Consider the following 13,317-nt stretch of genomic DNA (forward strand, 5'->3'; position numbering starts at 1 on the left):
AAATTACAAGTTTTGATAGTCTTTTTGTGTTATTGAGCTTTTATAATTCAGATTGCATCCGGATTGCTTTTCCAATGATTTTGCCTGGATTATCTTTATTCAAGATAATCGGTGGGTACTCCTTATTATCAGGAACTAAGACGGTTTGGTCTTTTTGAGTACTAATCCTTTTAAGAGTAGCTTCGTCGTTATCGTTTAATAGGACAGCGGCAATTTCACCATTCTCCACCTCTGGTTGATAATGGATTAAAACGTACGATCCGTTTTGAATGGTAGGAGCCATTGAGTCTCCGTCACATTTTAACCAGAAATTTTCACCACTTGGCAGTCCTTCTTTTAAAGTTGGAAAGTACGCGGTAACGTTCTGTTCAGCAAAGATTGGTTTTCCGCAAGCAATGCTGCCAATGAGAGGAAGATCAATTGTCTCATTAGTTTTTGATTTAGCACTTGTACTATCATTGTGATAGTTAAGTTGATCAGTATTTCCTAATAGGTAATCGATCGACACTCCAAGTACTTTGGCGACTTTTCCAAGGCTTTTTGTACTAGGAGTTTTCTTGTTCCAAGTATAAATATTGTTAATCCCAATCCCAGCCTTCTGGGCCACTAACTGAAGTGACCATCCACGCATTCTTGAAAGTCTCTTTATTCGTTCAATTGTTGTCAAAATTGTTTCTCCTTTTCTGAAATTGGTGGTTAAAAAAGTTATTTCAAATAATAGAGAAAATCATTGACATTTTATTTTATATGATTGATAATTAATTTAGTTAAGTAATTGATCAGTCAGTCCAGAATAATATCAATGGTTAAAAGTATCTAAACTAGTTCCCACGAAGAAAATAGTTTAAATACAGTCCATTATTTTCATCATATTTACATTTTATTCCAAAGGATAGACATAGTCAATAACTTAATTAATAAATTGTGAAAGGAGGGATCAATAATGGCTAACGTTGAATTGGAACGTAATGCTCAAAGAGTATTTAAAAAGATCAAAGTTGCTTTAATTAACAAGGACTTGACTCAAGTTGATATGTCAAAAATTGTTGATGTCTCACCAGTTGAATTAAATCGGGCAATTCATGGTGAGATGAGTCCTAAATCTCAAAGAATTAGGAAGCAAATTTTTAAGTACCTAGATATCAAAGTTTCGTAATCTTCATTTGTTATCCATGTGATAAAAGAGCAATAAGATAAACTAAATGTATTAATACTACTTGTTTTCACGTTTGTAATTAGTATTAGTATGTGTAGTGATCGTAAGATTTAATAAGGCCTAGATCAGTTGCAGTAGTTGATCTAGGTCTTTGTCGTGTAATAATTAGTTTATTTGGTCTCATCAACTGACAATTGGTTTACTAATTGGTCAATCTGATTGTGGGGTAACTGGACACTTATCTTTAGCGTCTCCGCAAAGCGTAACGATTAAATCACACTTAACTAAATAACTTTTATCAATTAGCTTTGATGTGTTGTGAGAAATATCAATTCCACGTTCTTTCATCCCTTAACCGCAACTGGATTTAAACCATGAGTTTTTACTCCCGCACTTTTTATTTGCCAGTTTTGCGGGAAATATTTTTTGGCAAATCCTTCCGCCATTTGGCTTCGGCACGAGTTTCCCGTACACAAAAAATAAATTTTTTTCATTTTAATTCATCCCTTAATAATTTATACGTCATGATACCAAAAGATGATGACTATGGATACTATTAGTAACTTATCTTATCGGTTATTAATTGCTTAACTTATGGGTAGTTCAATCAAATTGTGTGCAAATAATTTATTAAATATTGAACATTTTGTAGTCTCATTAGGTAATTGCGTGGTACTATAAAAATGTTCATAGAGAACGACAATTTAAAAATTGAAGGAGGAAGCAGATATGAAAGTAGCTGTAATTGGATCATCTCATGGTGGATTCGAAGCTGTCAGAGGAGTTTTAAAAGATTTTCCTGATGCTGACATCGAATGGTACGAAAAGGGAGACTTTGTATCTTTTCTATCTTGTGGAATTGAGTTATATCTTCAAAACGTCGTAAAAGATGTTAACTCTGTAAGTTATGCAACTCCAGAAGGCATGGAAAAATTAGGTGTAAATGTTCACATTAATACTGAAATCACTGATATTGATCCTGAAGCTCACACATTAACTGCTTTAAACGTTAATGATGGCAAAGAGAGCACTGAAAAATATGACAAATTAATTTTAAGTGTTGGTGCTAATCCATTCCAACTTCCAGTTCCAGGGAAGGAATTAGGTAATATCTACGCAATGCGTGGACGTGATTGGGCCATTAAATTGAAGGAAGCTGAAGTTACTCCTGGTATCAACAACGTCACGGTCGTTGGTTGTGGATACATTGGGATTGAAGCAGCTGAATCATTCGCTAAGGCTGGTAAGCACGTTACCTTAGTTGATACTGGTAAAACCATTCTTCCTACTTACTTGGATCCAGAGTTTACTAAGATTCTCGAAGCTGAGCTTAAAAAGAACGGCGTAAAATTATCATTGAACCAAAGTGTTAAAGAATACGTTGGTGACGATGATGAAAACGTTTCTTCAGTTATTTCAACTAATGGTGACCAATGGGATGCTGATCTAGTGATTGAAACTGCCGGAATTCGTCCTGCTACCGATTGGCTTAAAGGTAAAGTTGATCTTGACGAAAAGGGCATGATCAAGACCGATGAATATCAAAGAACCAATCAACCTGATATTTTTGCCGTTGGTGATTCTACCGAGGTTACTTTCGCACCCACTGGCAAGAAGCAAATCATTGCTTTAGCTTCTAACGCTAGACGTCAAGGTCGCTCAGCTGCCATGAACCTGAACGATGAGAAGCGTAAGACTACTGAAGTTTCTGGTTCATCAGCACTTCATGTTTTTGATTACAAGTTTGCTTCAACTGGATTTAAGGACGTTACTGCTGAAAAAGCTGGCGTTGACGTTGAATCTGTCTTTGTTGTTGACACTGCAGTTCCTCCGTTTGTTCATGATGACAAGTTGAATGCAGAAGTATACTTCAAGTTAACTTTTGATCCCAAGACTCGTGAAGTTGAGGGTGCTCAAATCATGTCAAAACGGGATGTAACTGCTAATATCAATACCATTTCATTAGCAATTCAACAACACATGACCGTTGATGACTTGGCATATGCTGACTTCTTCTTCCAACCAGGTTTTGACCGTCCATGGAATATCATGAACGTCGCAGCTCAAAAAGCACAAGATAAGTTAGATCACAAATAAAACCAAAGGGTCCGTTGACTTAATCAACAGACCCTTTTTATTACATACTTTTTGCTACTAGAATATCACCATTTGACAATTTGAACGTTTTATCAAAACCATTTAGATAAATGGTAGTACCTCGTTCTGGAAAATCTTCACTGGTCTTAGGAAGAAATTCAATTTCAAGTGAATGGCCATCTGGAGCCAGATTATCTAAGGTAGTTAATTTCATGACGTACTGATTGTCATCGTTAACTTTAATGGTTTTAGTATCTGAATTTCCAGGTGCTGGAAATGTTAAAGTAATCCGTTTCATATCATCCCTTCTTTCGTAGTTATTATACTACCAATTAATTTTTGGTATTGGTATGAATCTAGTAGTAAGAGAAGTGCTAACATATAAAATAAATCTTAAAGAAAATGGTGAAGCAATAATGAAATTTTATACTTCTGATAATGTGGAATTAGACTATGATGATGAGGGAAATAAAAGCAATCAACCCGTGATGATTCTTACCGGAATTGGGGGCTATAAAGAGATTTGGACCCTTACTGTCCAAAAATTAGTCGAAAGCGGTTTTAGGGTTATTAACGTGGATGCTAGAAATCAGGGGATGTCTGAGCGTACTAGTAAGGATGAACGAATGTCGCGCCATGCGATGGATTTATATGAGATTCAGAATGAACTAAAATTAAAAGAACCAATCTTGCTTGGGAATTCAATGGGAGCAGCAACCATGTTTGCGTACGTTTCTTTGTTTACTGATAAGGGAATTAAGGCCATTGTAGACGTTGATCAGAGTCCTAAGATGATTGCGGATCGGTCATGGCCATACGGATTTAAGGCTTTAGACTGGAGTAATTTTCCTGAACTTTTGAAGCAGCCATTTGGACGTTCGACTTATAGTAAAATTAATGATCTTTTATATAGTAAGATTCAATCGTTAAAACAGAAGTATCCATATGACGCCGACTTAAACTATTCGTTGTTAGTGGATCATGCTTTTCAAGATTGGCGTGACATTTTGAGTGATTTGAAGGTTCCATTGATGATTATAGCGGGAAGAAAATCACCATTTTTTGATTATCACTTTGCAAAAGTTGCAGCTGGGATGGCTCGTAATGGTCATTATCAGATTGTTGAAGATGCGGGGCATATTATTATGGCTGAACAGCCAGATGTGTTTAACGATATTTTGTTGAAGTTTGTGAAAAGAATATAATAAATCACAATGGTAAGAAATATCACCGTGTGAATTATTAGACTTAACCCTTTAATAGCGGTCTCACTTTAATGAGGTCGTTTTTTATTTGGGTTTGTTAAAGAGTGTTAACTTGGTTGACTTTACGCACTTTGGTTAATATAATCACAATGTAAGCGGATATGAGCAATCTTGTCTGCGTGAAAATAAAAACAATTGGAGGGGTTTACGTGGCTGATAATATTTATTCCATTCATGAAAAGCACACGGGAATGCTAGAAATGGAATCAGAATTTCCTGTAAAAAACCGTGAGGAACTTAGTGAAGCTTACACACCTGGTGTTGCTAAGATTTCCAAGGCCATTGAAAAAGACCCTAGTTTAAAGGACAAGTACACAATGAGTGGAAAGTTGCTTGCTGTTGTTACTGATGGTTCAGCAGTTCTAGGATTAGGTAACATCGGACCAGCTGCAGGGCTTCCGGTTGTTGAAGGGAAAGCTTTGTTATATAAAGACTTGGCCAATGTTAATGCGTTACCAGTTGCCATTGATCAGGAAGATGCCAAGAAAATGGCCACTCACATTAAAAGTATTCAATATACCTTTGCTGGGATCCATTTGGAGGACATTGCGGCACCAAAATGCTTTGAGTTAGAGGATATCTTGAGTAAAACATTAGATATTCCGGTCTATCATGACGACCAAGAGGGAACTGCTATTGTAGTTTTGGCCGGATTAATCAACGCTAGTAAAGTAGTTGGTAAAGAGTTGAAAGATTTAAAGATCGTCGTCAATGGGGTTGGAGCATCTGGTGTCGCTACTGCCTCGTTGCTGGAGCATGTTGGCATTAAAAATATTACTTTGGTTGATATCGATGGCGTGGTTAAGCCAAATAGTGAGAACTATAATTCATATCAAACTGGACTTGCCCAATCTTTGAACGGAAAAGAAGGACAAACTCTGGATGATGTAATTGATGATCAGGATGTTTTTATCGGTCTGTCAGATGCTAATGTTTTAAGTACTAGTCAAGTTAAAAGAATGGCAAAGGATCCGATTGTCTTTGCGCTTGCTAATCCAGTTCCGGAAATTCTTCCACAAGACGCTAAAGCTGGTGGTGCTAAAGTGATTGCGACTGGATCTAGTAAGTATCCAAATCAAGTTAATAATATTTTGGTTTTCCCAGGTCTGTTCAAAGGACTTTTAAAGAGTGGAATTAAAAAGGTTACATACCAAATTGAGGAAGTCGTTGCTGACGCGTTAGCCAGCATGATTCCTGATCCTACTCCAGATAAAATTGTCCCTGGGGTTTTTGATGAAAATGTTGTTAAAACAGTCACAAATTCAATTATAAAATATGGTGAAAAAGGATAAGAGGTGCAATTATGGCAATATTTATTACATCAATCCAGAGTGTGCTAGCGATTGTAATTATGATTGCAGTTGGTTATGTAACACAAGGACTTGGATGGTTTAAAGAATCATTTTCCGGTTCAATCTCAAAGATTATTATGAAAGTTGCTTTACCATGTTCTATTTTTGTGGCAATGCTTAAATATTTTCATCCAGAACAACTAGCTAATTTGTCAACTGGATTAATCTATGTTGTGCTTGCTATCCTTTTAGGCTACGTTATTTCATGGATTGAAGTTAAGTTATTTAGAGTTAAAAGGGGTCGAAGAGGACTGATGATGACCGGTATTAACGGTGCTAATACCGTTTTTATTGGAATGCCCTTAAACGTTGCTTTATTTGGTGAGATATCAGTCCCTTATTTACTTGTTTACTATATTGTAAATACGATCATTATTTGGACTTTAGGTGTTTGGGTAATTGCTGCAGACGATCCAACCGCTAAAGATGGTTCCAAAGCTAAATTTGATTGGCACCATTTGATTCCGGCTCCATTATGGGGATTCATTGTTGCCATTCCATTTTTGTATATTCCATGGCTTCAGGAACATTTATTGGTTAATTTTGTCCAAACAACCTTAACTGATTTGGGGGCACTGGTTACCCCACTTGCATTAATCTATATTGGAATTATGTTGAGATCATTTGGTCTTAGAAACATGCATTTTGATAAAGATGTCATTTTGACTTTAGCAGGCCGTTTCGTGATTTCACCATTAGTCATGGCTGCAATTATTTTTGTTGGGTTCAAACTCGGAGCATCAATGGTTCCAACCTTCTCCAAGACTTTGATTGTTCAAGCTGCTACGCCTTCACTTGCAGTTCTGCCAATTTTGGCACAAACTTATCATGGTGATGTTAAGTTTGCTACAAACGTGGTTGTATCTACCTCAGTCCTCTTTATCATCGTAATTCCGATTATTATGTTAATCATGGGTTAGTAGAAACGGGAGATTATTGAGGATATGAATATTGAGACTAGAGAAATTAATTTAGAGGTTCCTGACCAATTTAATCAGTGGAGAGATTTTTTGAAATCACTTGGCATCGCCAATTTTTCTGGTGATGAGGTTGATCCCTTAGATTATACCGTTGGACTTTTTGATGGGAATAAATTAGTTGGTACTGGTTCATATTCTGGAAACATTTTGAAGTACATTGGTGTTTGTCATAAGTACACTGAAAATGGGGTTTATTTTAACAAGGTAATTTCGAATCTTTTAACAAGTTTGGGACAACGTGGAGTCTTTCATGTCTTTGTCTTTACAAAGCCAATGTATGCGGAAAGTTTCGAACACGTTGGGTTTAAGGAACTCGTTCAAAGTGATGATGCGGCCTTTTTAGAGACCGGTGATTATAGTATTACTGATTATCTTAAAAGTCTGCCTAAAGTTAATAAAACTGATAATAATGCCGGGATTGTCATGAATGCTAATCCTTTTACCGATGGTCATCGATATTTGGTTGAAAAAGCGTCAGAAGTTAGTGATAACGTTTACGTATTTGTTGTAAGTACTGATAAATCACTGTTTACGTCACAAGAACGATTAAAACTTGTTCAAGAGGACGTTTCTGACTTAAAGAATGTGATGGTTGTTCCGGGTGGCGATTACTTAGTAAGTTATGCCACTTTTCCTTCGTATTTTTTGGGGGCGCAAGCAGACAAGGTGCGGTATCAGACAACCATTGATGCATTAATCTTTAAAGATTGGATTGCCAAAGATCTTGGCATTAACGTTCGGTTTCTTGGAACGGAGCCAAATTCCAAAACGACCTCAATCTATAATCAAATTTTAGAAAAGGTTCTCCCGCCTGAAGTCAAAGTTAAAGTTATTAAACGAGATCAGGATGAAGCCGGAAAAGTGATTTCGGCCCGAACGGTTCGGATGGCCATTAAGAATGGTGAGTTAACATCAATTAAAGGGATTGTCCCAAAAACAACTTACGAGTTTATTACCAAACATATGGATTCGTTACAGGAAAGAATTAAGAAGGGAATGAAGATCAATGGGAATTAATAAAACGGCAATGGATGGAACGCTGGAATCTTCTGACATTCAGATCACAGTCAGTAAGGGTACTAACGGAATCCAAATTAATCTTGAATCTGATGTTAAGAAACGGTTTGGTGATGATATTATTGCTACCATTAAGGAAGTTGTTAACAAATTTGAATTAGATAATGTCAATATTAAGGCAGTTGACCAGGGAGCTTTAGATTGCGTAATTAAGGCTCGAACGATTACCGCAATTCAACGGGCCGTGGGCGACAGCGAACAACCAGCATGGGAGGCACTATAATGGCTGAAAATGGTGAACGACTCAGAAGAACGATGATGTTTGTTCCAGGTAACAATCCAGGGATGATCAAAGATGCTGGGATCTATGGCGCCGATTCAATCATGTTTGATCTTGAAGACTCAGTTTCGTTAGCGGAAAAAGATTCTGCAAGAAACTTAGTTTATGAGGCTTTAAAAACGGTTGATTATGGTGATGCAGAATTAGTTGTTAGAACTAATGGACTCGACACTGACTTCTTTGAAGCTGACGTCAAAATGATGGTTAAGGCTGGCATCGATGTTATTAGAATTCCTAAAACTGAAAGTGCGGCAATGGTTGAAGAGATGGAGAGTCTAGTTGTTGACGCTGAAAAGGAGTTCAACATTCCAGTTGGAACCACTCATTTAATGGCCGCAATTGAGAGCGCTGAAGGTGTCATGAATGTACTTGAGATTGCTAAAGCCTCTGATCGCATGATTGGGATTGCTTTATCGGCGGAAGATTACACAACGGATTTAAAAACACACCGTTATCCAAATGGCTTGGAACTACAGTTTGCCAGAAATATGATTTTAAATGCTGCTAGAGCAGCTGGTATCGCCGCTTTTGATACGGTTTACACCGATGTTGATAATGTGAAGGGATTCTTGGCAGAAACCGAGTATATTCATGAGTTGGGTTACGACGGAAAATCAGTTATTAATCCACGCCAAATTCCTTTAGTTAACCAAGTATATGCTCCAAGTGAAGAAGAAATTAAGAACGCCGAGAATGTACTTGCTGCGATTGAAAAAGCAAGAAAAGCTGGCTCAGGAGTTATCTCAATGAACGGACAGATGGTTGATAGACCAGTTGCACTCAGAGCTGAAAGAGTTATGAAACTAGCTAAAGCTTCTGGCTTGATTGATAAGGAGGGTCATTACATTGGAAAATAAATTAGGTCGTAATTTACCCGATAAATTAATGAATGAACTGCACTTTAAACCATTTGAAACCACTAGGATTGGTAACCCGGTCTTTCAAAGAACGGCTCCTAAAGTCCAGGTTCAAGATGGACATGATAAATTAAAGGATGATTTAAAGCAGGTTGTTAAAGATAACGTGAGGGATGGGATGACCATCTCATTTCATCACCATTTACGTAATGGTGATTACATCTTTAATCTTGTGATGAAGGCGATCATGGACCTTGGAATTAAAGATCTAACTTTAGCACCTTCTTCACTGACCGGCGTAATGAATGATATGGCAATTAAAGCCATCAAGAATGGAACCGTTACTAACATCACCACATCCGGAATGCGTGGTTCATTGGGTGACGAAGTTTCTCATGGAATTCTTAAAAATCCAGTGATTTTCAGATCCCATGGAGGCCGTGCTCGTGCCATTGAAAACGGTGATATCAAAATCGATGTTGCCTTTTTAGGGGTTCCTAATTCTGACTGTTGTGGTAATGCTAACGGGATGGAAGGTCCAGCCGCATTTGGTTCACTAGGGTATGCGTTAATGGACGCAGCTTATGCTAATAAAGTCGTTTTATTAACTGATAATGTGGTGGACTATCCCAACACCCCTGCCTCAATTCGACAAACACAAGTCGATTATGTCGTTAAGGTGGATAAAGTTGGTGATCCTAATAAAATTGGCTCTGGCGCTACTCGTTTCACTAAGGATCCAAAAGATTTGACCATTGCTAGAGCGGTCAATCAAGTAATTGTTAATTCACCGTACTTTAAAGATGGCTTCTCATTTCAGACTGGCTCTGGTGGAGCTGCCCTTGCTGTTACTCGTTACTTAAGACAAGCAATGCTTGATAATCATCTTCATGCCTCGTTTGGTTTGGGTGGAATTACTAAACCAATGGTTGATTTGCTTGAAGAGGGATTAGTTGATAAGTTAATGGATGTTCAAGACTTTGATAAAGCCGCTGCTGATTCAATGAAGAACAACAAAAACCAACAGGAAATTGATGCGTCATGGTATGCTGATCCTGATAATAAAGGATCAATGGTCGCTCAGTTAGACATTGCGGTCTTAAGTGCCTTGGAAATTGATACTGATTTTAACGTTAATGTGTTAACTGGTTCTGATGGCGTAATTAGAGGAGCGGTTGGTGGACATCAGGATGCTGCTACATCTAAGATGACAATCATCTGTGCTCCACTGGTACGAGGTCGCATTCCAACGGTGGTAGATCATATTAGTACAGCTGTTACTCCAGGGCAATCGATTGATGTCTTAGTAACCGAATTTGGAATCGCCGTTAATCCTAATCGTCCAGACCTGATTAAGCAATTTAAGGATGTTCCGAGTTTGCATGTATACAGCATCCAAGAATTAGCTGAAAAAGCTGAAAAGATCGTCGGCAAAGAAGAACCACTGAAGTATACTGATAAGACGGTTGGATTGGTTGAGTATCGGGATGGAACGATCATTGATTCAATTCGACAAGTAAAAGATTAATTTTAAAGACGGTGCTATCTGTAAGGCAGATGGAGCCGTTTTTTTAAGGAGTTTGATAAGTTGGAAGATAATATTTTTTTAACTGGGAAAGTGCAGGGGATCCCAGCTGTACTTGCTAACAAAGACAGACGGGCACACATACAGGCTCAATTAAAGGAGCAGTATCCAAGGGATACGATTGTGTCAATCAAGTTAAATATTCCGGGTCCCATCAAGAACAACCCACAAATCATGAACTTATTTGATGTTGGCTATAAGCGATTCTTTAAAACGCAGTTGTACAATATGAAAATTATCGATAAAATGGGGTGGAACACTGATGCGGGAAAAGAACGGTTTTTGGTGGTTGATGGTGATGGGCTTGTTTTGAAGAAACGAGCAATTCATTTTGAAGATCATGATCGTTTAGGACGTTTGTTTGATATTGACGTAATGGATCATAATCATTCTCATTACTCCCGGACTGATGTCAAAATGAGACCCAGAAGATGTCTGATTTGTGATCGAAATGCTAAAGAATGCGCTAGGAATCGTACTCATTCCGTGTCTGATTTGCAACGAAAAATTAGCGAGATATATTTTAGGAATGTCGGATATGAATAATGCGGTAATGGATTGGAAAGTTAAAATTTGTCAAAAAAATAAAACCGTTAACGCTGTGATGGAATCAATGTTAGATGAAGTTGTTTCTAATCCAAAACCAGGATTGGTTGATCCAGTTTCTCATAAATCTCATCCTGATATGGATGTCTTTACGTTCATTGACAGCATTATTACAATGCGTCCTTATTTTGAAACCGCTTTTTTACGAGGACAAAATTTTTTAAGTGATGACTTAAGTCAATTATTGAAGTTGATTCGACCTGATGGAATTAAAGCTGAAAAAAACATGTTTAGGGAGACTAACGGTGTCAATACCCATAAGGGTGCAATCTTCGTAATGGGAATTATTGTTGCAGCACTAGGCTATCTTTCTCAGTCCAAAGCTTCCTTTACACTTGGAGATATAATTAATGTAGAAAAAGCTATGACTGCTGGAATCGTTAAATCAGACTTTTCGCAGGTGAGAAGAAAATCTGCTAGCAAATTAACCGCTGGTGAGCACCAATTTTTAGAATATGGGATGACAGGAATTCGTGGAGAAGCCGAGGCTGGATTCAAAACTGTGACAGGTCATGGCTTGCCAGCTTTGGTCGCTTTTAATGGAAATAAAAATGAAAAGATTCTTCGGGCGTTACTTAACATTGTTGCTCATAGTCAAGATAGTAATTTGATTAAACGTGCTGGATCGCCTGAAATCGTTGAAAAGGTACACAGGCAGGTTACTTCAATTTTAAACACTGAAGCTTTTAATTCCGCTCTAATTAAAGAACAACTGGAAAAAATGTGTGAAAACTTTGATAATCAAGATTTAAGCTTAGGTGGTTCAGCTGATTTATTAATTTTAACCATCTTTTTTGGTAAGATAACTGATCATTTTTAAACATGAGTGACGTTTAGAAAATTAAATTGAAAATGGAGTGGTATTAGTGAAAGTTGGAATTGATAAAATTGGCTTTTATACCCCATCTTATTTTATTGATATGGTGGATTTAGCCAAAGCACGTGATGAAGATCCAAACAAGTATTTAATTGGGATCGGGCAAACTCAACAAGCTGTCATTCCCTCCACCCAAGATTCTGTTACGTTGGCAGCCAATGCTTCGAACCAAATTGTAAGTCAAGAAAATCGAGATAAGATTGATTTAATTATTTTTGGATCAGAAAGTGGAATTGATAACTCTAAGTCGGGAGCAATTTATGTTCAAAACCTGTTAAAACTGAGTTCACACGCACGAGCATTTGAAATTAAACAAGCCTGCTATGGAGCAACTGCAGGATTACAGATGGCTAAAGACTATGTTCACTTGCATCCCGATAAGCAGGCTTTAGTGGTTGGATCTGATATTGCTAGATACGGAGTTCAAACTGCTGGCGAGGTTACACAAGGTGGTGGAGCAGTTGCCATGACGGTGTCGAGTAACCCACGTATTATGACTATAAGCGATGATAGTAGTGTTTATTCTCAAGACATTATGGATTTTTGGCGGCCAATCGGAAAGACTGAGGCCCTTGTGGATGGACACTACTCAAATGATATTTATGAAAAATTTTTTAATGAAACCGTTCATGATTATTTAAAAAGACATGGTCTTACTTTTAATGATTTAAAGGCAATTGTTTTTCATTTACCTTACACTAAGATGGGGTTAAAAGCATTACGCCAAGTCCTTCCTGAAGTTTCAGTTAAGGAACAGGAAAAATTGTTAAGAGAATTTGAAGCTAGTCGGGTTTACAGTAAACGAGTTGGCAATTTGTATACCGGGTCACTATATTTGAGTCTTCTTTCACTTCTGGATAATTCTTCAGATTTAAGGGTAGGAGACCAAATTGGTGTGTTTAGTTATGGTTCTGGAGCTCAAGGAGAGTTTTATACAGGAATGCTACAAGATCACTTTAGGGATCAAAATCGGAGACAGTTAATGAATAATCTGTTAGACAGTCGAAAGAAATTATCAATTGAAGAGTATGAACAAATATTCAATGGTTTGCCTAGTCTTTTGGATGATAATTATGAATTGGATCTAAGTAATGATCCTGCTAAATTTGTCTTTTCTGGTGTTAAAGAAGGTAAACGTCAGTATTTAAATCAAGAAAAAAACCATTCACTTTGAAGTGAATGGTT

14 protein-coding genes and 1 pseudogene are annotated in these 13,317 nt (G+C 37.4%); 12 read left to right on the forward strand and 3 right to left on the reverse strand.

Annotation, left to right across the window (positions count from 1 at the left end):
* Positions 1–40: 40 nt before the first annotated feature.
* A complete protein-coding gene (locus AC6UDE_RS03385; RefSeq protein ID WP_500696617.1) occupies positions 41–667 on the reverse strand; it encodes a helix-turn-helix domain-containing protein in 627 nt (208 codons plus the stop codon).
* A 276-nt stretch (positions 668–943) separates the two neighbouring features.
* Here AC6UDE_RS03385 and AC6UDE_RS03390 point away from each other — a divergent pair, with 276 nt between their 5' ends.
* A complete protein-coding gene (locus tag AC6UDE_RS03390; protein WP_500693872.1) occupies positions 944–1,156 on the forward strand; it encodes a helix-turn-helix domain-containing protein in 213 nt (70 codons plus the stop codon).
* Between the two features lie 222 nt (positions 1,157–1,378).
* Here the strand turns inward: AC6UDE_RS03390 and AC6UDE_RS03395 are convergent.
* Positions 1,379–1,650, reverse strand: a pseudogene (locus tag AC6UDE_RS03395) (arsenate reductase/protein-tyrosine-phosphatase family protein); the annotation flags it as partial.
* 235 nt (positions 1,651–1,885) lie between these two features.
* On the opposite strand from AC6UDE_RS03395, the gene AC6UDE_RS03400 reads away from it, so the two are divergent.
* The gene (locus tag AC6UDE_RS03400) at positions 1,886–3,253 is read left to right on the forward strand and encodes an FAD-dependent oxidoreductase (protein ID WP_500693871.1); all 1,368 of its coding nucleotides are present in this window, start codon (positions 1,886–1,888) and stop codon (positions 3,251–3,253) included.
* Between the two features lie 40 nt (positions 3,254–3,293).
* Here the strand turns inward: AC6UDE_RS03400 and AC6UDE_RS03405 are convergent, their stop codons facing one another.
* The gene (locus AC6UDE_RS03405) at positions 3,294–3,551 is read right to left on the reverse strand and encodes a hypothetical protein (RefSeq protein ID WP_500693870.1); all 258 of its coding nucleotides are present in this window, start codon (positions 3,549–3,551) and stop codon (positions 3,294–3,296) included.
* A 118-nt stretch (positions 3,552–3,669) separates the two neighbouring features.
* On the opposite strand from AC6UDE_RS03405, the gene AC6UDE_RS03410 reads away from it, so the two are divergent.
* The 10 genes from AC6UDE_RS03410 to AC6UDE_RS03455 all read left to right on the forward strand — a co-directional run bounded on the left by AC6UDE_RS03410 (position 3,670) and on the right by AC6UDE_RS03455 (position 13,306).
* Positions 3,670–4,458, forward strand: a complete 789-nt coding sequence (locus AC6UDE_RS03410) for an alpha/beta fold hydrolase (protein WP_500696618.1) — start codon at positions 3,670–3,672, stop codon at positions 4,456–4,458.
* Between the two features lie 161 nt (positions 4,459–4,619).
* Complete coding sequence (locus tag AC6UDE_RS03415; protein ID WP_500696619.1) at positions 4,620–5,810, forward strand: NAD(P)-dependent malic enzyme; 1,191 nt, start codon at positions 4,620–4,622, stop codon at positions 5,808–5,810.
* A gap of 11 nt (positions 5,811–5,821) precedes the next feature.
* On the forward strand, positions 5,822–6,790 hold the full coding sequence (locus AC6UDE_RS03420) for an AEC family transporter (protein WP_500696620.1): 969 nt from the start codon (positions 5,822–5,824) through the stop codon (positions 6,788–6,790).
* A gap of 24 nt (positions 6,791–6,814) precedes the next feature.
* Positions 6,815–7,867 (forward strand): [citrate (pro-3S)-lyase] ligase, encoded by a 1,053-nt coding sequence (citC, locus tag AC6UDE_RS03425; protein ID WP_500696621.1) that lies wholly within the window; start codon positions 6,815–6,817, stop codon positions 7,865–7,867.
* Positions 7,857–8,150 (forward strand): citrate lyase acyl carrier protein, encoded by a 294-nt coding sequence (gene citD / locus AC6UDE_RS03430; protein ID WP_500696622.1) that lies wholly within the window; start codon positions 7,857–7,859, stop codon positions 8,148–8,150. Before citC ends, citD begins: the two co-directional genes overlap by 11 nt.
* Complete coding sequence (citE, locus tag AC6UDE_RS03435; RefSeq protein ID WP_500693864.1) at positions 8,150–9,064, forward strand: citrate (pro-3S)-lyase subunit beta; 915 nt, start codon at positions 8,150–8,152, stop codon at positions 9,062–9,064. The genes citD and citE overlap by 1 nt, the downstream gene beginning before the upstream one ends.
* 28 nt (positions 9,065–9,092) lie before the next feature.
* Complete coding sequence (gene citF / locus AC6UDE_RS03440) at positions 9,093–10,592, forward strand: citrate lyase subunit alpha (protein WP_500693963.1); 1,500 nt, start codon at positions 9,093–9,095, stop codon at positions 10,590–10,592.
* 60 nt (positions 10,593–10,652) lie between these two features.
* On the forward strand, positions 10,653–11,195 hold the full coding sequence (citX, locus tag AC6UDE_RS03445) for a citrate lyase holo-[acyl-carrier protein] synthase (protein ID WP_500693863.1): 543 nt from the start codon (positions 10,653–10,655) through the stop codon (positions 11,193–11,195).
* Positions 11,188–12,075, forward strand: a complete 888-nt coding sequence (gene citG, locus AC6UDE_RS03450; protein WP_500695570.1) for a triphosphoribosyl-dephospho-CoA synthase CitG — start codon at positions 11,188–11,190, stop codon at positions 12,073–12,075. The genes citX and citG overlap by 8 nt, the downstream gene beginning before the upstream one ends.
* A gap of 46 nt (positions 12,076–12,121) precedes the next feature.
* Positions 12,122–13,306, forward strand: a complete 1,185-nt coding sequence (locus AC6UDE_RS03455) for a hydroxymethylglutaryl-CoA synthase (protein ID WP_500696623.1) — start codon at positions 12,122–12,124, stop codon at positions 13,304–13,306.
* Positions 13,307–13,317 lie beyond the last annotated feature (11 nt).

This window comes from Fructilactobacillus sp. X2R5C3 (assembly GCF_059901325.1).